At 44.0% G+C, this 18,538-nt stretch carries 17 protein-coding genes; 15 read left to right on the top strand and 2 right to left on the bottom strand.

Annotated elements, in window-relative coordinates; all coding sequences use genetic code 11:
- Window positions 1–324: 324 nt before the first annotated feature.
- Complete coding sequence (gene ilvC, locus Q4549_RS09680; protein WP_137673334.1) at window positions 325–1,806, bottom strand: ketol-acid reductoisomerase; 1,482 nt, start codon at window positions 1,804–1,806, stop codon at window positions 325–327.
- 244 nt (window positions 1,807–2,050) lie between these two features.
- Here ilvC and ilvY point away from each other — a divergent pair, with 244 nt between their 5' ends.
- From ilvY to Q4549_RS09630, 10 genes are all read left to right on the top strand, one after another.
- Complete coding sequence (gene ilvY / locus Q4549_RS09675) at window positions 2,051–2,932, top strand: HTH-type transcriptional activator IlvY (RefSeq protein WP_303553200.1); 882 nt, start codon at window positions 2,051–2,053, stop codon at window positions 2,930–2,932.
- Between the two features lie 12 nt (window positions 2,933–2,944).
- A complete protein-coding gene (ybaK, locus tag Q4549_RS09670) occupies window positions 2,945–3,418 on the top strand; it encodes a Cys-tRNA(Pro) deacylase (RefSeq protein WP_303553199.1) in 474 nt (157 codons plus the stop codon).
- A gap of 21 nt (window positions 3,419–3,439) precedes the next feature.
- Entirely contained in the window at window positions 3,440–4,177 is a 738-nt protein-coding gene (locus Q4549_RS09665) for an ABC transporter substrate-binding protein (RefSeq protein WP_303511563.1), read from the top strand.
- A 63-nt stretch (window positions 4,178–4,240) separates the two neighbouring features.
- Window positions 4,241–4,495 (top strand): accessory factor UbiK family protein, encoded by a 255-nt coding sequence (locus Q4549_RS09660; protein ID WP_303511564.1) that lies wholly within the window; start codon window positions 4,241–4,243, stop codon window positions 4,493–4,495.
- A 462-nt stretch (window positions 4,496–4,957) separates the two neighbouring features.
- Window positions 4,958–5,680, top strand: a complete 723-nt coding sequence (locus tag Q4549_RS09655) for a hypothetical protein (RefSeq protein WP_303553198.1) — start codon at window positions 4,958–4,960, stop codon at window positions 5,678–5,680.
- A gap of 86 nt (window positions 5,681–5,766) precedes the next feature.
- On the top strand, window positions 5,767–6,318 hold the full coding sequence (locus Q4549_RS09650; RefSeq protein WP_303511567.1) for a carbohydrate binding domain-containing protein: 552 nt from the start codon (window positions 5,767–5,769) through the stop codon (window positions 6,316–6,318).
- Between the two features lie 42 nt (window positions 6,319–6,360).
- Window positions 6,361–6,870 (top strand): carbohydrate binding domain-containing protein, encoded by a 510-nt coding sequence (locus Q4549_RS09645; protein WP_303553197.1) that lies wholly within the window; start codon window positions 6,361–6,363, stop codon window positions 6,868–6,870.
- A gap of 364 nt (window positions 6,871–7,234) precedes the next feature.
- Window positions 7,235–7,987 carry a hypothetical protein gene (locus Q4549_RS09640; protein WP_303553196.1) on the top strand — a complete coding sequence of 251 codons (753 nt, stop codon included), beginning with the start codon at window positions 7,235–7,237 and terminating at the stop codon, window positions 7,985–7,987.
- 63 nt (window positions 7,988–8,050) lie between these two features.
- Window positions 8,051–8,584 (top strand): carbohydrate binding domain-containing protein, encoded by a 534-nt coding sequence (locus tag Q4549_RS09635; RefSeq protein WP_303553195.1) that lies wholly within the window; start codon window positions 8,051–8,053, stop codon window positions 8,582–8,584.
- Window positions 8,585–8,624: 40 nt separating this feature from the next.
- On the top strand, window positions 8,625–9,125 hold the full coding sequence (locus tag Q4549_RS09630; RefSeq protein WP_303553291.1) for a carbohydrate binding domain-containing protein: 501 nt from the start codon (window positions 8,625–8,627) through the stop codon (window positions 9,123–9,125).
- Between the two features lie 185 nt (window positions 9,126–9,310).
- On the opposite strand, the gene Q4549_RS09625 is transcribed toward Q4549_RS09630, so the two are convergent.
- Window positions 9,311–10,996, bottom strand: coding sequence for a PKD domain-containing protein (locus Q4549_RS09625; RefSeq protein ID WP_303553194.1), 1,686 nt, complete (start codon window positions 10,994–10,996; stop codon window positions 9,311–9,313).
- Between the two features lie 420 nt (window positions 10,997–11,416).
- Between Q4549_RS09625 and Q4549_RS09620 the strand changes: the two genes are divergently transcribed.
- The 5 genes from Q4549_RS09620 to Q4549_RS09600 all read left to right on the top strand — a co-directional run bounded on the left by Q4549_RS09620 (window position 11,417) and on the right by Q4549_RS09600 (window position 18,531).
- On the top strand, window positions 11,417–13,498 hold the full coding sequence (locus Q4549_RS09620) for a glycoside hydrolase family 52 protein (protein WP_303553193.1): 2,082 nt from the start codon (window positions 11,417–11,419) through the stop codon (window positions 13,496–13,498).
- Window positions 13,499–13,608: 110 nt separating this feature from the next.
- Complete coding sequence (locus Q4549_RS09615) at window positions 13,609–14,715, top strand: helix-turn-helix domain-containing protein (protein WP_303553192.1); 1,107 nt, start codon at window positions 13,609–13,611, stop codon at window positions 14,713–14,715.
- A gap of 319 nt (window positions 14,716–15,034) precedes the next feature.
- Entirely contained in the window at window positions 15,035–16,138 is a 1,104-nt protein-coding gene (locus Q4549_RS09610) for an ABC transporter ATP-binding protein (RefSeq protein WP_303511578.1), read from the top strand.
- A gap of 86 nt (window positions 16,139–16,224) precedes the next feature.
- The gene (locus Q4549_RS09605; RefSeq protein WP_137673347.1) at window positions 16,225–17,484 is read left to right on the top strand and encodes an extracellular solute-binding protein; all 1,260 of its coding nucleotides are present in this window, start codon (window positions 16,225–16,227) and stop codon (window positions 17,482–17,484) included.
- A gap of 54 nt (window positions 17,485–17,538) precedes the next feature.
- Complete coding sequence (locus Q4549_RS09600) at window positions 17,539–18,531, top strand: carbohydrate ABC transporter permease (RefSeq protein ID WP_303511581.1); 993 nt, start codon at window positions 17,539–17,541, stop codon at window positions 18,529–18,531.
- Window positions 18,532–18,538: the final 7 nt, after the last annotated feature.

The following is an 18,538-nucleotide window of genomic DNA, read 5'->3' as shown; positions in this document are numbered from 1 at the left end:
AGTATGTAGTGCCAAATTGGCCTGTTTTCTCTTCTATTCTCACCCCTCCATTATCGTTGAGTCGTGCAAGTGGCTAAGTGATGAAGTCGACACTTGTTTGAGCGCAGCGAGTTTTTCGACGCACTTGGATACGAGCAACGGAGGAAGAAGATAATGCAGGGCGAGTTTTCTTTTTGCTTCATTTTTCTTTGCTCGTCAAAGAAAAATGACGGCGCCGGAGGCGAAAGCTTTAAAACGTCCACAAACAAAAAGCCCCAAGCATTGCTGCTTAGGGCTTTTTCATTTCAACATTTAGCCAGTCGTCACTGGCTAAACATCTAAAGATTAACCACCTACGGCGATTTTCTTCATATCAGTCATGTAACCGCGAAGCTTAGTACCAACTACTTCAACAGGGTGGCTACGTAGCGCTTCGTTTACTTCGATTAAGCGAGCGTTATCAACGCCGTTGCTTTGCTCTTCAAAACCTTTACCGATGTACTCTAGGCTGATGTTGTTCACGGTGTCGCGCAATAGTGGCACAGCAGCGTGTGAGAATAGGTAACAACCGTATTCTGCAGTATCAGAGATTACTACGTTCATTTCGTACAAACGCTTACGTGCAATGGTGTTAGCAATAAGTGGCGTTTCGTGTAGTGACTCGTAGTAGGCACTTTCTTCGATGATGCCAGCAGCAACCATAGTTTCAAAGGCTAGCTCTACACCGGCTTTAACCAGTGCCACTAAGATGATGCCTTTGTCGAAGAATTCTTGCTCAGTGATTTCTACGTCAGATACTGGGGCTTTTTCAAAACCGCTTTGGCCAGTCTCTTCACGCCACTTAAGTAAGTTAACGTCGTTGTTTGACCAGTCTGTCATCATAGTGCGTGAGAATTCACCTTCAATGATGTCGTCCATGTGCTTTTCGAACAATGGGCGCATTAGGTCTTTAAGCTCGTCGGCTAGGTCGAAACACTTAATTTTAGCTGGGTTAGATAGGCGATCTACCATGTTGGTAATGCCACCGTGCTTAAGGGCTTCGGTTACTGTTTCCCAACCAAACTGGATAAGTTTAGCGGCGTAACCAGGCTCAATGCCTTCGGCAACCATTTTGTCGTAACCCAAGATAGCGCCAGTTTGTAGCACACCACAAAGGATTGTTTGCTCGCCCATAAGGTCTGATTTAACTTCAGCCACAAATGAAGACTCAAGTACACCTGCGCGGTCACCACCGGTTGCAGAAGCGTAGGCTTTAGCAATTGCAAGGCCGTTGCCTTGTGGGTCGTTTTCTGGGTGAACAGCGATTAGGGTTGGAACACCAAAACCACGTTTGTATTCTTCACGTACTTCAGTACCTGGACACTTAGGTGCAACCATTACTACGGTAATGTCTTCACGTACTTGCATGCCTTCTTCAACAATGTTGAAGCCATGTGAGTAAGCTAGGGTAGAACCTTTCTTCATTAACGGCATTACCGTTTCAACAACATTGCTGTGCTGCTTGTCTGGAGTAAGGTTAAGTACCATATCCGCTTGTGGGATAAGCTCTTGGTAAGTACCAACGGTAAAACCGTTGTCTGATGCTTGAACAAAAGAAGCACGCTTCTCTTGAATCGCAGCGTCACGCAAAGCGTAAGAAATGTTTAGGCCAGAATCACGCATGTTTAAGCCTTGGTTTAGGCCTTGTGCGCCACAACCAACAACTACGATGTTCCAGTCTTTAATAAAGTTACAACCATCAGCAAATTCGCTGCGATCCATAAAACGACATTTACCTAATTGCTCAAGCTTTTGGCGCAAGCTAAGGGTGTTGAAATAATTAGCCATGTTCGACTCCGTAAAAATAGCGTTAATCAAATGATGATGGTGTTGTTGTGTTTACGAGATCCCGATGCACTTCTTTTGTGAGCGCGTTTCTTGTACCTGTCTCGTGATGGCCTCAATATAAACCCAAAGTGTCATTGCGTAAAATGATGTTTTTGGGATATTGTGTTTCATATATTGCAATACAGTTTGGTAAAATGTCTCGATTAAGGCCTCAACAAATAATACTCAATAGGGAGAGCTGCCAGTGGATGTAAGAAGTGTTGAGTTATTTTTGCACTTAAGTCAGAGCCTACATTTTGCTAAAACCAGCCAAGCCATGCATGTAAGTGCATCTACCTTGAGCCGAGTGATACAAAGGCTTGAAGACGAATTAGGCAGCTGTTTATTTACGCGAGACAAACGCAGTGTTCATCTTACTCAAGCGGGGCAGCGCTTTCGTAGCTTTGCTGAGCAATGGTTAGAGCAATGGCGTTTGCTGCAAATGGATTTGTCTTTGCAGTCGAATGCGCTGGCAGGCGAGCTGACGCTTTATTGCTCAGTAACTGCTAGTTATAGCCACTTACCGGACATTTTGGACAAATACCGCTTATCTTGCCCAAATGCCGACATTAAATTGGCCACTGGTGATGTGGCAATGGCAGTAGATAAGGTGGCTAATGGTGAGGTGGATATTGCTATTGCAGCCCGCCCCGATCACCTTCCGCTAAACATTGCTTTTGCCAGTATTAGTAAAATTCCGCTGTCTATTATTGGGCCTACGGTATCGTGTAACGTGCGCAAGCTGTTAGAGCGAAATCCTATTCCTTGGGATCAAGTGCCGTTTATTTTGCCTGAGCATGGGCCAGCAAGAGCGAGGATTGACCATTGGTTTAAAGCCATGCGTATCACGCCGAATGTGCACGCTAAAGTGGCGGGGCATGAAGCCATTGTGAGTATGGTGGCGCTAGGCAGTGGTGTAGGGATCGCTCCCGAAGTAGTGGTAGATAATAGCCCCGTGCGAGAGCGAATTCAAAGTGTGGTGGTGGGTGTAGAGCTAGAGCCTTTTGATTTAGGGATCTGTATGCTATCAAGAAGGCTGCACGAACCGCTTATGCAACGATTTTGGCAAATTGCAGCACGCAATTAAGGTAGTAGAAAAATGACACCCGCAGTAGATCAACTTAAAAAAGCCAAACAAGCCTTTAGCTTGCTTGAATATAAAAGTGACCCACAGCAAGCCAACTTTGGCCAAGATAGCGCCGAAAAGCTTGGCTTGGCAGAAGAGTTAGTTTTTAAAACTTTGGTCGCTTGTGATGAAAGCGATCCGAAAAAAATGGTAGTAGCTGTTGTACCGGTGACTGGCCAGTTAGATTTAAAAGCTCTAGCCAAAGCCGCCAAGATTAAAAAGATGCGGATGGCCGAGGTACCTGTTGCGGAGCGCACTACGGGTTATGTTAAAGGTGGTATTAGCCCCTTTGGTCAAAAGAAGCGTTTACCTACCTTTGTAGATAGCAGTGCAGAGCAACTCGCCGAAATAGTGGTCAGTGCCGGTAAGCGTGGTTTATCGCTGCAGTTATCGGCGACGGTGTTGCAACAGTTGCTTGGGGCGCAGTTTGCTACACTTAGCCATTAATACGCTGTTAAAAAGGATCTTATGAGACTACTTGGGTGTTTGTTTTATTTTTGTTCATTTATCGCTATGGCTGCTCCTTTAGCGCCGGCTAAATTTTCAAGTAGCATGATGAAGCCTTGGGGCTATCAAGACGCAGGGCAACCGGCGCAAGGTTTATTGGTTAACTTTGCTCGCAAGTTGTGCGAAGAAGCCGACATTGCCATGGAAAACAGTTTAAAGCCTTACCCTAGAGTGATTAAAGATATTCAAGCGGGCACTGCCGACTTTGCGGTGATGTTTGCTGGAGCAACTTCAGAAGACATCGCTGTAGATTTAGGCCCTGTGGTCGAATTAAAGGTGATGGCTGTAGCAAAGGCGGGTTCTGCGGCTATTGCTAATATAGATGCGCTTGCTGGTCAGCGAGTGGGAGTCATCCGAGGTTCAATTTATGGGCCGGAAATTGACGACAACCCTTCTATCGACAGGATAAGCTTCAACGATACCGTGCAGGGCATTCAAATGTTGCTGCTTGGCCGTATCGACGTAATGATCGCTACCAACTACTCAATTGATTTTGCCCTTAAACAACTGCACGCAGATATTGAGCGCCTCACACCTATCTATCAATTAGCGACGCGGCAAGGGCATTTGTACTGGTCTAAGCAATCTTTACAGCAAGAGCAGGCGGCGCGTTTACGCAACGCGTTAGAGCGATTACGAGAACAAGGCGTCTTGAGTGAGATATTTAGTATTGATGCTAGCTTAGCCTTAACGCTTTAACTGTTACTGGCTTGAGCCACCATTAGAGCTTCTATACAATGAGGCCAAATTAAGGAGAGTTTAATGATTAACCCGGCCAAAATTGAAGAGATAGCAAAACAAGTAAGTGAACTGGTTCCTCCTGGGCTTAAAAATGTGGGTGATGAATTTGAGCGCAAGGTAAAACAAGTGGTTCAAGCTAAACTGAGTCAACTGGATGTTGTTAATCGCGAAGATTTTGATGTGCAAACTCAAGTTCTGCTGCGTACTCGAGAAAAGTTGACAGCCCTAGAGGCCAAAGTAGCCGAACTCGAAAAAAGGTTAAACCAAGAAAGTTAATTAATAATTGATTAACTTGTTGATAAGGCAGAGCTTATGCTCTGCTTTTTTGTGGCTATTGTTTGTGATTTTGAGTCATGAAATGCTTTTCTTATTGTGAAAAATGACCACATACCTCATTTTTTAGTGTGATTTTTGGTAAACATACTGTGAAATTATAGGCCTATTTTTAGCAGGGTTTTTACTGTTTAAGTGCTGTTGAAATTTCTTTTTTAATCACCCACTTAGCTATCTTTAATTTAAAAAACAATGGTTTAATTTGTGTTATTTATTCTTTTGTTAGTTTTTTTATATTTTACGTTTTTTTAGTGAGCTTTGTCTTTATTGCACTTTCAATTATGTTAGCGCTAACACTGTGATCTTTGTCGTTTCTTTGCCCGGTTACCAAGCCTTAGGATGTTTTCAAAGGCGCATGGACATTGAAGACCTGTTGCCTTCAACATTATTCACAGGGAGAAGAGTATGAGTAAGAACGCAGTTTTTAAAATCACGATGTTAGCCGGTGCAATTGCTTTAGCAGGTTGTACTGATTCAATTGAAGAACCAACAGATCCAGTAGATCCGCCAATAGATCCACCAGTAGGTGAAGTATTCGTGGTTATTGATGACGGTGTAACAGCGAGCGGATTTGGTGTTCTTGCTGGTAGTGACGTTGATTATAGCAAAAATGCCTTAGCAAAAGATGAAAGCTATAGCGTTGCAAATGGTATTGCTGTTAGCCCTAGCGCTAATGGCGATGAGTACTCTTGGAAAGTAGATACTTATGGCGCTGGCGAAGCTTACTTTATTGTAGGTAGCGACACTGCCATGGATATGACTGATTACGCCAACGGTGTACTACTGTTTGATATGTCGGTAACTAATGCCACTGCAAGTGACTCTGCTGGCCACCAAATTGTGATGCAAACTAATGGTGGTGAAAAAGATTACCTTGACCGTAATACTTTCTATTTTGGTCAAAGCCAATTATCTGATCAAGAATCAGCGGGTTGGAAAACTTATGCCGTTAAGGTGAGTTGTTTTGCTGCAGATGATGCAGGTGCATTCGATATCACTAAGGTTAATGAAGTATTCCGCCTAGATATTCGCAAAGAGTCAGTGACTTACGAATTAGGTACCGTGAAGTACGAAAAAGACGCCACCATGATACCTGAAGGTGCTGTTGAATGGACGTGTGCTGAGTAATTAACGAAGCACTCTCCTGCGCACGGTATTGATGCCGTGCGCTATTTAATGAATTAATGGATTTATAGCTTTCAGGGAATATGAAAATGAAAGGTTTTTATGTTTTTTTAATTGCTGTTTCTTCCAGTTTTTTAGTGGCTTGTGCAAGTACTGGAACCTCTGAAAGTGCCAGCGAAGATGACCAATTTGCCATCCCTTTGATGGTGACGTATACCCTTAACGACGGTAAGGGCTGGAACAAGGTAAGTGCCGGCTTGCAAGGATGGGGAGATGGCGTAGCGTCATTTAGCCTAGCCAATGAACAAGCCAATATTAGGATTAAAAAGAAAGCGAGTAATCCTTGGCATATTCAAATTAAACGCCCTGTAGCGTTGGTGGAAGATATGCATTACGAGCTATCTGTTGAGGCTTCTGCAAGTGAGCCAAGCAATATGGTGATTGCTGTTCAACAAAACTACGGTGAGTATATTACTTACTTTTATCGTGCGGAATTAGTTGGTGTTGAAAGCAAACTATATACCTACGAATTCACCATGCCTAGTGACGAAAGGAAAGGAACGTTTTCGATTATGTTCGGTGATGGCGCACCTGGTGTGAGCTATAGCCTAAGCAATATCAAACTAAATTCTACCTACTAGTCTTTTTCAATATTAGTTAGTTTTAGATGTAAGGAATAAACCATGACATTGCTTAAGTCCTTAGCCTTAGCGGCTAGTCTGTTAAGTGTAGCAACAACCTCGGTAGCAGCTAACCTCGATATCAGCTTAGACAGTGGTAAAAGATGGCAGCAAGTTAACGCCGGCGACGACGGTTGGGGCGATGGTTCTGGTAGCTTTAGCTTTAGTGGTGAAACCGCTGAAGTCACTGTAAAAGATGCCGCCAGTAACCCATGGCATATCCAATTAAAACGACCAAAAGTGAAGTTGAATAAAGGTGAAATGTACAAGATCACTGCACAAGTGAGTGCAAGTGCAAAAAGTCCATTAACCATTATTGTGCAAAAAGACTCTGGCGATTACGCCACGTATTACGCTGAAGATCTATCAGTGAGCCCTTCAGCACAAACATTTAATTTGAGTTTTAAAGCCCCTTCTAGTGATAGTAAAGCGGCCTTTGCCTTTTTTGTAGGCGGCGCTGAACCCGGGGTAACGTTTACCTTTAAAGACATACGTTTAGTAAGTGAAAATTAAGCATATTTAACAGTACAGTAGGCACCTTGCTATTAATCCCAAAAGCAAATTCCGACAACCGATTGGTAATAAAGCCTATTAGCTAGCTTTGTTACTTAGCCTACCTTTCTGTTTACTCCTCTCAGCCTTGCTGCGAGGAGTTTTTTTATTTTTAGGGCTGCCCTCAAATTCAAAACGCTTGTTTTTTAAGCAATTGTTTTTTGGTTTTTTTGACTTACTTATTGTTATTTTATGATTCCCCGTGAAAGCCTTTTCAATTTGGTGCTTGTCTATTTTCTATTTTATTTTCCTCGTTAACATAGCTCCCGCTGGCTTATTAGTGAACTCACTAATTGGCCTCTAACAATTTCAAAGGGAAATGAATATGAGTAAAAAAACAGTTTTTAAAGTAGCAATGTTAGCGGGCGCAGTTGCACTAGCTGGTTGTACTGATGCTGTAGAAGAAGCGCCAGTGGCTCCACCTGTTGATGAGACGCCAGTAGATCCACCTGTCAGTGATGCTTTGGTCATTCTTAATGATGGTTCTGCAGCGACTAACTTCACTGTAATGGTTGGCTCAAATTCAGATTCCTATAACCGCCAAGTATTAGCGCGCGGTGAAGGCTACCCTAAAACGGATTCATTACAGGTGACTGCTAAAGAGAGCGATGGCGTAGCAACCTGGCAAGTAGATACCTTCTCTGCTGGTGAAGATGGCCCTGCTGAAGTTTATTTCATTGTGGGTAGTGCAGAAAACCAATTAGATCTTACTGAATACCAAAATGGATTGTTATTGATTGATCTTTCGGTATTGGTGGCAACAACCAGCGAAACCTCCCATCAAATTTTTATGCAAACCAATACTGACGCTGGCGAAGATTACAAAAACCGCCAAGCCTTTTACTTTGGCCAAGCACAACTGGCAGATCTTGAAGCCGACGGTTGGTCAACGGTGGCGGTTCATATGAGCTGTTTCTCGATACAAGATGCTACTGGTGCATTTGATATTGCCAAAGTGAATGACTTAATGAGTTTTGATATTCGCGGTAACGAAAGTGTGAGCTACGAAATTGGAAAAGTAGCTTTTGAGAAAACGACAACGTTGCCAGCTGGCGCGGTTGAGTGGTCTTGTGAGTAATTAATTGTTTGTTAACTACGCCAGTGTGAGCACTGGCGTAGTGTAACGATGAGGAATTTGAAAATGAAAGGTTTCTTTATTTTGGTTGCGAGCGCTTTTTTTTTAGCCGCTTGCGCTAGCACCACCCCGGAGCCAGAGGCGCAGACTTCCCCTCTAGTCATGGTGACATACACCCTTAACGACGGCAAAGATTGGGAGAAGGTTAGTGCTGGGCTGCAAGGTTGGGGCGATGGCGTTGCCGACTTTAGTCTTGCGAATGAACAGGCCAATGTTCGAATAAAGAAACAAGCCAGTAATCTTTGGCATATTCAGCTTAAGCGCCCCTTGTATTTATTTGAAGATATAAAGTATGAAATCTCTGTAGAAGCCTCGGCCAGTGAACCTAGCAAGCTTAGCTTTACGGTGCAGCAAGATGGCGGAGAATACGCAACTTACTTTCAGCGCACTGAATTAGTGGGTGTTGAGAAAAAGCAATTTACTTATGAATTTGTCATGCCAAAGGATGAGAAAAAAGCCGCCTTTGCCATTATGTTTGGCGATGGTCGTCCGGGTGTCAGCTATAGCCTGAACAATATTAAGTTTAACTCAACTTATTAGCGTGTTTGGCGCTCAACTTAAGGAATAGACTGTGAATTTTATGAAGCCTTTAATTTTGGCGTTGAGCTTAGTATTGATAGCTATGCCTAGTTACGCTGCAAACTTAGATATTGCCTTAGATGGAGGCAAGCGTTGGGAACCGATTAACGCAGGCACTGACGGTTGGGGGGATGGCTCTGGTCAATTTAGTTTTAGCGGTGACAAAGCAACCATAACAGTGAAAGAAAAAGCCAGTAATCCATGGCATATTCAATTGAAACGCGCTCGAGTGGCCTTAAGCAAAGGCAAGCGCTATCAAATCACCGCTGAGCTTAGCGCCAGTCAAGAAAGCCCCCTTACTATTATGTTGCAGAAAGATTCTGGTGACTACATGACCTACTTTGCAGAGGACTTAGTGGTGAACCGAGAACCACAACAAGTGGACTTAACATTTGTAGCCACTAATTCTGACAAGAAAGCAGCGTTTGCTTTTTTCGTTGGTGGGGCCGAGTCTGAAGTAACTTATACCCTTAACAACATACGCTTGGTGAGTGAACATTAATAACTTTTAACAATGCTGTAGGCTCTTTGTCATTAATCCAAAGGCAATCGACGATAATCGAACGATAACTGAGCCCTTAGCACTCAAGTTATCTCGTCTACTTTTTTTGTTTACTCCTCCCAGCCTTGCTGTGAGGAGCTTTTTTGTCTGCGGCTATGAATAATATAGTGCGTTTAATTCGCGTGTTAATTACTCACTCGAATGGTGCGACTAAAACTATCGTGATCATTAGACTGGTCGCTAACCCTCAGCGTGACTTGATATGTGCCGGCAGCAAATTGATGGAGCGGATTAGCGAGCTCTGAACTGCTGCCATCCCCAAAGTCCCATTGCCAATCTAGTACTTGGTTTGTACTGCGGCTGTTGTCAGAAAATTGGATTCCAGTATCGCTACTCTCAACAGTGAAGTGGCTTAATACACCTTGATCAAATAGTTTAATTTTTACGCTTTTAAAGGCTTCTATTACGTCTGCTTCTGGTAGGTTGGCAGCAAGGCTTTGTTGACGAATACAGTCTGCTGCGTCTGTTAAGGTTAAATCTGGTAACCAGCAGGATTTTGCTGCGTTTAGATAAACTGAGTACGCAGTGTCTATACCCCACTTATTGGCGAGCAAATAGAAAGGGTAACTCAGCATACCAATGCGTTGATAATAGTTGTTACCTGCGTCGTCGTAATCTAAAAAGCTGGCAATAGCGCCAGCTTCGGTTTGAATTTGATCCAGTTGGCGAGTGTAGCCATTAGATTCCTCGCCATGTATCCAATAATTACCGTCATTGTTAAATTCGTATTTCACCATTACACCGGAAATATCGGCAAAGGCTTCATGTGCGGTTCGTGCATCGAGGCTAATGTTTTCTTTAAAGCCATCTATTTTACCTATTCGGTTCAAAACCCCATGGCCAACTTCGTGCGCAATATGATCGAGCGTGGCGAGATTTTGAAAGAACGGAATACCATCGCTAAAGTTGGCGTACGCACCGTCCCAAAAAGCGCGAATAGACGAGGCTTTGTCGTAGTGAACCCGCAGCCGAATTTTCTGTTCTAGCGGCGGTTCTTTAAGGTGTTTTAAGAAAGCATCGTACACCGCAGTACCGTAATACATGGCATCGTTAATCGCTGAGTACGTCCAAAGGCCGTTGCTATCGTTGGTTTGCTTGTAGGTGTTTATTGGCTGATCGGCACATAAGTACTCGTAGGCTGGATACGCTTGCTCGTCTGCCTCTAAAGCTCCCGCATTTGCATCATGGGCACGCGGATCTATTTGATTCTGCATATCCGTTACACTGACCAAGCCATTATCAAAAATGCATGTTCCACCTTGGTGGTTAATTCTTTGAATGGCGATATGTGGTCGGCTAGTGCCGTAATACCATGGCGTAAGATAGCTTCCGCCGGGACCAGATAACTGCGCGTTCCCGGTAAAATCATGAAACCTCACTAACCGGGCGGTGGCTGCCGGGCCCGCCTGGTTCACTGGCAGCAAGTTTAGCGCTGTAGCATTGGCTGGAATCACGCTTTGCTCGGGAATGGTAATTAAAAACGGCGTATTAGACGGGGTTTTTAACCATGCTTCTCCTAGGTTATTGCCTTGCGTATCGGCCCAGTAGACCCAAATTGATTGTGTTTTTGCCTCTGGCGGAATCGTTTCATTGCTTAAAGTGAGGCTTATTTGTCCTGCTAAGCGATTAGCTTGGCCGTCGGTATCCCGCAAATAAGCACTTTCAATGGTATTACGTGGCAGCGTGAATACCGTTTCGGTGGAGGAGGGTTCTCCGCCACCGCCACATGCCGACAATAATAGTGAAGTAACTAGTGCAGAAAATAGCGGTATCGCAGGCTTAGATGAAAAGTTAAATAGGTGATGCACCATTTTGCGTCCTTGCTGGTGGGAATTGAATAAGAGTGTTTACTCTAAGCTGAATATAGCGAAGGCGCTGGCAATATTGTATGTAAACTTTGTCACCTTAATGTAAGCGCGCGGATCCTTTTATCATGGGCCGCTAAATACTTTATAGCGTGCATAACACGGAGCCTTGAGGTTGGTAAGTGAGAAAAGGAGGTGGTGGTGTCTTGTTTGTTAACTGCTATTGCTTTACGTTTTTTTAGTCTGCTATTTCCTTATGTCATAAAGCATTGGCTTTTTATGACCAAATTCAAATCTTACTGTTTATTTCTTTGAATCGCCTATCTTGCTTGGGTAGATTAACACTGGTGAAAGCGCTTACACTTATTCGCAAGTTGTAGCGCTAACCGTTTTTACCATCGCGTTTGTTATTCCTTAGGAGTTGTTATGGAACAAAATCAGCAGTTTTTTCATGCTCACCACTCACCAATGGGGGCGTTAGCCAGCTTTACTGTCGGCGAGTCTGGCGAGCATGGAGGAATGGGTCTGGAGTTAGGTGCTCCTTTTGCAGGTAACATATTTGTTGGTTATCAAGATGGCGAAGGTGTGGTTAATTCGTTTCCATTTTACAAGGGCGCAAACGACCAAAGCGAACGCTATGTACAAAAAGACGACACTTCTAGCCTTAGCGAGCGAGTGTTTGAAAATGTTGAGCGTGATTACCAATGGGCCAGCGATACATTCTCAGCGCCTGGCATTAGTTTTAACGTTCTCAGCCCATTTTTTGAGATCCCCGATCCGGCATTAGCACAGCATCAAAAGCTCAAGCAAGCCAGCTGCCCTGCGGTATATGTTGAATTAAGTTTTGATAATACCAGCGACCAAGATTGGACCGGTTTTTTTGCCTTACAGGGCGATGACTTACGCTGGAATAAGCTCCTAGACGGCGACAATAACGGGATGCTTGGGGTCACTTGTAGAGACAATATTGGTTTGGCTACCACGTGTAAATCGGCCACAGCATTTAGCCATTTTTCTGTACAAAGTGCGCTGAGTAAAATAGGCAATAACGACTGTTTCATGCTTGGTCCAACAGCCGGTTTTATGGTGGACGTGAAAGCCGGTGAAAAAGTAACGCTACGTTTAGCCTTAGGCTTCTACTTAGGTGGGAATGCAACGTTTAACCGTGCGATGCAATATTACTATACGCAGCATTTTACTGGGCTAAACGATGTGCTTAGTTATGCCTTAGGCCATTTTGATGAATATGCCGCGATTGCAAAACAAGCTGATAAAGAACTGCAAGACAGTGCCTTGAGTGCCCATCAGCAATATCTTCTGGCACATGCTACGCGCAGCTATTACGGCTCGACCCAATGGTTGTTTGACGGTACAGAGTCGGTCTGGGTGGTTAACGAAGGCGAGTATTTGATGATGAATACGCTCGACCTTACCGTAGATATGTTGTTCTTTGAATTAACGAAAAATCCATGGACAGTTAAAAACACACTGAAGCAGTTTTTAAGTCATTACAGCTTTTACGATGAGGTTTTTGACCCTGAACACCCCGAGGTAAATTACCCTGGTGGTTTGTCATTTACTCATGACATGGGGGTATCAAACAATTGGAGCCCTAAGGGAGAAAGCTCCTACGAAGTGGCGGGTTTAGATCGAGTATGTTTTAGCCACATGACTTACGAACAGCTCACTAACTGGGTATTGTGTTGTGGTGTTTATATTAGCAAAACTGCAGACAAGGCCTTTGCTATTGAGCAGCGCGGCACTTTGATTGATTGCTTGCAGTCACTGTTAAACCGCGATAACCCAAACCCAGAGTTACGCGACGGCATTATGGGCTTTGAATCGGCGCGTACTCAGCAGGGTGGGGAAATTACCACCTACGATTCTCTCGACCATAGCTTAGGCCAAGCTCGCGGTAATATTTACTTGGCGGGTAAAAGTTGGGCTGCTTATTTGGCAATTGCCAAAGTATTACAAGATTTAGGGGAAACCGAACAGGTTAAGCTTGCGTTAGGCGCTGCTAAGCGTTGCGCCGATAAATTAAGTGCTAGCTTCGATAAGGAATTAGGGTACATACCGGCGGTACTAGATGGCCACTCAACCAGCGCGATTATTCCGGCAATTGAGGCCTTGGTGTATCCTTATGAGATGGGCTTAAGTGAGGCCGTGTCTGAGCAAGGCCCTTACGGTGAGTACATTAAAGTACTAAAGGCGCATCTAGAGTATGTATTAAACGAAGGGTTCTGTTTGTATCCTGATGGCGCTTGGAAACTATCGTCTACGGCTGACAATTCATGGGTCAGTAAAATTTACCTAAACCAATATGTGGCACGTAAAATTTTAAAAATAGAGCAGGCCAACAGCGTTGAAGCCGATGCGGCGCACTTACGTTGGCAAACGATTGGCGCAAGCAAGCACGCTTGCTGTGATCAGTTCAGCTCAGGTAAGCCTATTGGCAGTTTGTACTACCCGCGCTGTGTGACCAATATCTTATGGTTAGACGAATAATCGACACATAACCACTAATTCTTGGCTTAGTGCTAGCCGCTGAGTCAAGAAAAGGGTACTAATATTGTTATACCAGTGCTAGCGGCTGTTAGTGATTGAAAGGAGCCTCAATGATGCGCAACGGCAACGCAGTATTACTGCTACTGGATGTTAAACATCCTTACGATCGAGAAATACTAAAAGGAATTACCCACAATATCAGCCCCTTATCGCGCTGGATGCAGCCGGAGGTAATGACTATTGCTGAAGCGAATCTGGTTAACTTAGATCGCTTTTGTGGAGTGATCGCTGATTTTGATAAACCCGGTGTGCCGGCGTTCTGTGAAAACCTTTCACTGCCCTTAGTGGCTATTTCTGGTTCACGTTTAAACCTTCCTTCGCAAGCCCATTTAGCGCGGATAGGCCCTGATAGCCAAGGGATTGTAGAGTTAATCGTGCAGTCGTTTTTAGCCAAAGGCATTCGTCGCGTGGCATTTTTTAGCGGAGTACCTGCTTTTACCGCTCCGTGGGTGAAAGAACGCAAAATTGCCTTAGCGAAAATTGCCCTTCAATATCGCCTAGAGCTGGTGGATTTAAGTGTTCCTGACTTAACTCGGCCTGAATCACGAGTAGGGGTGGTTGCAGCCTCAGACACCCAGGCGAGGCAATTCGCTAGCTTGTGTCATGATCAAGGGATTAGCGTACCGAATGATTACACGCTGATTGGTATCGACGCCGACCCTACAGAAAGCGCTTTATCGCCTATCTCTTTGTGCTCTGCGGTATTGCCTATTCAACAAATTGGTGAACAAGCCGTGGCGGTGCTACAAGAGCAAATTGACGGCCTTGCAGCGCGTGAAGTATTAGTGCCAGCTACCGAGATCATCAGTGGTGATTCTGCCGACGAAGCAGTCCCTGCTGACCCTCTTATCACCAAAGCTTTATTCTTTCTAAACAGTAATTTTCACCGAAGAATTAAAGTTGAGCAGGTTGTTGACTACTGTGCGGTATCTCGCAAAACCCTTGAAACACGTTTCAAGCAGGTTCTTGGCAAAACAGTACATCAACAATTGCATCAAGTTCGTATGGAATTCGCCAAGCAACAGCTCACCTCTACCAGCTCTCCGGTTGATGCCATCGCCGATGCGGCTGGGTTCTCTAATCAACACTATTTATATTATTTGTTTCGGCAGGAGATGGAGATGACGCCGAATCAATATAGACAAAAGTTTGCCTAAATCGGCCATGACGCAGTTTTTCACACTGTGAAACCCCTATCATTTACAAATAATTGAGTTTTTGATGGCGGCCTTTTGCTGTCTAAACAGTGGTTTTAGCCAGGAAATATTACGTTTTATAGTTTAATAATTGCTAATTGTCATGATAGTGGCTTTTTTTATGACAGGCCTCAAATCTTAACCTTTATTCGTTTGAAGACCTTATCAGGCTTAGCTAAAGTTTAATCCAAGAAAGCGCTTACACAGAGTTTCAAATAAACTGAATTTGTCGACTCTCTTTAAGGCCTCTCCACATTTAATCTTATGGAAATGAAACATCATGGCAGCAGTTACATTTAACAATTTGAAAAAACGCTTTGGTAAAACAGAAGTCGTTAAAAGCTTCGACTTGCACATTAATGATGGCGAGTTTGTTGTGCTACTTGGTCCTTCTGGTTGTGGCAAATCAACAACGCTAAGAATGCTTGCTGGCTTGGAAGATATTTCGGATGGCGAAATTTTCATCGCTGATGAGCTAGTGAATGACTTACACCCGATGGAACGTAACATCGCCATGGTGTTCCAAAGCTACGCTTTATACCCGCACATGAGTGTGGAACAAAACATTGCCTTCGGTCTTAAAATGACTGGCGTAGCAAAAGACGAGATCGTTAAGCGCGTGAAATACGCAGCCGATATGTTAGAGCTAACCCCGCTACTTGATCGCAAACCTAAAGAGTTATCAGGTGGTCAACGTCAACGTGTGGCAATGGGCCGCGCAATGGTACGTACTCCTGAAGTATTCTTGTTTGATGAGCCACTATCTAACCTTGACGCCAAACTACGTGGCTCAATGCGTGCTGAGATTAAAACTTTGCACGACAAATTAGGCACCACCACCTTATACGTAACCCACGACCAAGTAGAGGCCATGACCTTGGCTGACCGTATCGTGATTCTTAAAGATGGTTACATTGAGCAAGTAGGCACGCCAAAAGAAATCTTTGAAGAGCCAGCCAACAAATTTGTTGCATCGTTCATTGGCGCACCTGAAATGAACATGATTCCAGCAACCATTAAGAAAACTGGCACTGTTTCTAGCTTGGTATTTTCTGACCAGCACATCGACTTACCAGCGGTGTATGCAGAAGATGACTTGCTATGCACTTTGGGTATTCGCCCAAGTGACCTGTATCTACATCAACGTTCTATTGAATCAGAAACCATTGGTAGCGTGAAAGCGGATGTTATCGGCGTCGAGCTTCTTGGTTCTACCTACCACGTACAGTGTGAACTGGATGGTGCTCGTTTTATTGCAGAAGTTGCAATTGCTGATGATGTGAATGCGGATATAGACGATAAAGTGGAGTTGTTCTTCGATATTTCGCGGATCCACTTGTTTAACAATGAAACCGGAAAGGCAATTTTGCCACAAATGAACTAGTTACTCCCAGCGCTTGTAAAAGCGTCGGCGCACTAGCCAATTGCGACACTGAATAATAATAAAATTCATGTACTTAGGAGAATAGGATGTTTAACAAAAAGAAACTTGGAACAGTAGCGTTAGCCCTCGGCACTACGCTGGCGTTAACCGCAACGTCAGCCTGGGCGAAAACTACCCTAACAGTAGCTTCATTCCCTAGCTTTGACCTTGCTGTACAGTCGGCTATTCCACTTTATAAAAAGATTAATCCAGATGTAGAAATTAAGCTCGTATCGTTAGCTTATGGTGATCACCATAATGCGATGACTACTGCGCTAGCAACTGGCGGTAACCTACCTGACGTAATGGGTATTGAATATGGTTACATTGGCCGATTTGCATCATCTGGTGGCTTAGAAGATTTACGCGCTGCTCCGTACAGTGCAGAGCAATATGAAAAACTATTTTCTAAATTTACTGTGCCACTAGCCACTGGCGGTAGCGGTACATTAGCAGCAATTCCAGCAGATATTGGCCCTGGTGCGTTGTTCTTCCGCGAAGATATCTTTACTAAAGCTGGCGTAACTGAAGAAGACCTTATTAAAGACTGGGATTCTTTTATTGCTGCGGGTAAAAAAATCAAAGAAACAACCGGTTCTTACCTTGTTGCCAGTGCTGTAGACATTAAAGACGTTGTGATTCGTAGTGGTCTTAAAGATGGCGAAGGTATCTACTTTGATGCAGAAGGCAACATCACGGTAAACAATGACCGTTTCAAAGAAGCGTTCCGTTTAGCAAAAGCTGTTCGTGAGGCGGGTATTGATGCACAAGTTGGTGCATGGAGCTCAGAGTGGACTGAAGGTTTACGTCGCGGCACTATCGCTTCACAAATGATGGGTGCTTGGTTAGGCGGTCACTTAGCTAACTGGATTGCTCCAGAGAGTAAAGGTCTATGGCGTTCAGCTGCTCTACCAGGCGGTACTTATGCAAGCTGGGGTGGCTCGTTCTACGCTATTCCTAAGAAAGCCAAAAACAAAGCTGAAGCATGGGAATTCATTAAGTTCATGACCATGGATAAAGAGATGCAAATTGCAGCTTTCCGTGATTTAGACGCTTTCCCAGCATTAGTTGAAGCGCAAAATGATGACTTCATTAACCAACCAATTCCTTACCTAGGTGGCCAAGTGGCTCGCGTAGAGTGGAAAAATTCTGCTGACCGCATTCCAGCAATGGATGTACACAAGCATGATCCAGTTGCTGAACAAATCATTAATGATGCACTTGAAGGTGTATTAGAGCGTGATGAAAACATTGATGCAGCGTTAGCTGAAGCTGAAAAGCAAATCAAACGTCGCGCTAGACGTTAATTTTAATATCGAGGGAGCTCGCTCCCTCACTTTTTTTTTTGTCGGGAGTTAAAGATGTCTTCTGTAGAGTCTGCCGTAAGACCACCAGTAGCTAAAATTAAAAAGCGGACCCTAAAGCAGCGACTACATGCAAGTGGCTACAAATGGGCTCCTTACTTATTTATTAGCCCTTTCTTTGCAATATTTACAGTCTTTGGGTTGTTTCCGTTACTTTTCTCTTTATTTTTGTCGTTTCACTATTGGGAGCCAGCCGCGGGATTAAGTGCCATGGAGTGGGTAGGTATTGAAAACTACACATTCGCCTTAACCGATGATTGGTTTCAGACGTCCATATACAATACATTGTGGCTTGCGTTAGCTGCGGGTATCCCCCAGCATGTAATAGCAATCCCTTTAGCTTATTTCTTACATACTAGTTTTAAACGCAGCCGTAACACGGTAATAGGCATGTACTTTATGCCATTTATTACCTCTACTGTTGCTATCTCTTTGGTATTTACGACCCTGTTCTCACGAGATTTCGGCATGATTAACATGCTATTTACCTCGGCGGGTAACTGGACCATTGGTGATATTCAACCTCTAGCTTGGTTATTCCCTACAGAAAATATTGATTGGAATCGACCTGAGTACACCAAAACCATGATTGCTTTTGTTGTGTTCTGGCGCTTCGTTGGCTGGAATACCGTTTTGTATCTTTCTGCGATGCAAACCATTCCTAAAGATTTGTATGAAGCGGCCACGGTTGATGGCGCTAAACGTTGGCAGCAATTCTGGTACATCACGGTACCTATGCTTAAGCCAATGATGTTCTTCGCGGTAACCTTAACCATTATTGGTAACCTGCAATTGTTTGAAGAACCGTTCATTATTACTGGTGGTACTGGTGGTCTTGAGCAAGCGGGTAAAACAGCCGCAATGCATATGTACATTACCGCGTTTGTTGAGGGTGACTTTGGTACTGCATCAGCTATCTCTTGGATTCTGTTTGCGCTGATTGCCTTCCTTACCTGGGGTAACAACAAATTACTCGGTGAGAAGAAGTAGGAGTAAA

It is taken from the genome of Agarivorans sp. 2_MG-2023 (genome assembly GCF_030548085.1).
In the GTDB taxonomy this organism is placed as follows: Bacteria; Pseudomonadota; Gammaproteobacteria; order Enterobacterales; family Celerinatantimonadaceae; genus Agarivorans.
This window is presented reverse-complemented; position numbering and strand designations above follow the sequence as displayed.

What these genes read in the sequence shown, in the direction of transcription:
- Q4549_RS09640 (WP_303553196.1), top strand. Translation starts at nt 7,235, where the DNA reads ATGAGTAAAAAAACAGTTTTTAAAGTAGCAATGTTAGCGGGCGCAGTT.
- ilvC (WP_137673334.1), bottom strand. Translation starts at nt 1,806, where the DNA reads ATGGCTAATTATTTCAACACCCTTAGCTTGCGCCAAAAGCTTGAGCAA.
- Q4549_RS09665 (WP_303511563.1), top strand. Translation starts at nt 3,440, where the DNA reads ATGAGACTACTTGGGTGTTTGTTTTATTTTTGTTCATTTATCGCTATG.
- ybaK (WP_303553199.1), top strand. Translation starts at nt 2,945, where the DNA reads ATGACACCCGCAGTAGATCAACTTAAAAAAGCCAAACAAGCCTTTAGC.
- Q4549_RS09655 (WP_303553198.1), top strand. Translation starts at nt 4,958, where the DNA reads ATGAGTAAGAACGCAGTTTTTAAAATCACGATGTTAGCCGGTGCAATT.
- Q4549_RS09650 (WP_303511567.1), top strand. Translation starts at nt 5,767, where the DNA reads ATGAAAGGTTTTTATGTTTTTTTAATTGCTGTTTCTTCCAGTTTTTTA.
- Q4549_RS09605 (WP_137673347.1), top strand. Translation starts at nt 16,225, where the DNA reads ATGTTTAACAAAAAGAAACTTGGAACAGTAGCGTTAGCCCTCGGCACT.
- Q4549_RS09630 (WP_303553291.1), top strand. Translation starts at nt 8,625, where the DNA reads ATGAAGCCTTTAATTTTGGCGTTGAGCTTAGTATTGATAGCTATGCCT.
- Q4549_RS09600 (WP_303511581.1), top strand. Translation starts at nt 17,539, where the DNA reads ATGTCTTCTGTAGAGTCTGCCGTAAGACCACCAGTAGCTAAAATTAAA.
- Q4549_RS09620 (WP_303553193.1), top strand. Translation starts at nt 11,417, where the DNA reads ATGGAACAAAATCAGCAGTTTTTTCATGCTCACCACTCACCAATGGGG.
- Q4549_RS09645 (WP_303553197.1), top strand. Translation starts at nt 6,361, where the DNA reads ATGACATTGCTTAAGTCCTTAGCCTTAGCGGCTAGTCTGTTAAGTGTA.
- Q4549_RS09610 (WP_303511578.1), top strand. Translation starts at nt 15,035, where the DNA reads ATGGCAGCAGTTACATTTAACAATTTGAAAAAACGCTTTGGTAAAACA.
- Q4549_RS09635 (WP_303553195.1), top strand. Translation starts at nt 8,051, where the DNA reads ATGAAAGGTTTCTTTATTTTGGTTGCGAGCGCTTTTTTTTTAGCCGCT.
- Q4549_RS09625 (WP_303553194.1), bottom strand. Translation starts at nt 10,996, where the DNA reads ATGGTGCATCACCTATTTAACTTTTCATCTAAGCCTGCGATACCGCTA.
- Q4549_RS09660 (WP_303511564.1), top strand. Translation starts at nt 4,241, where the DNA reads ATGATTAACCCGGCCAAAATTGAAGAGATAGCAAAACAAGTAAGTGAA.
- Q4549_RS09615 (WP_303553192.1), top strand. Translation starts at nt 13,609, where the DNA reads ATGATGCGCAACGGCAACGCAGTATTACTGCTACTGGATGTTAAACAT.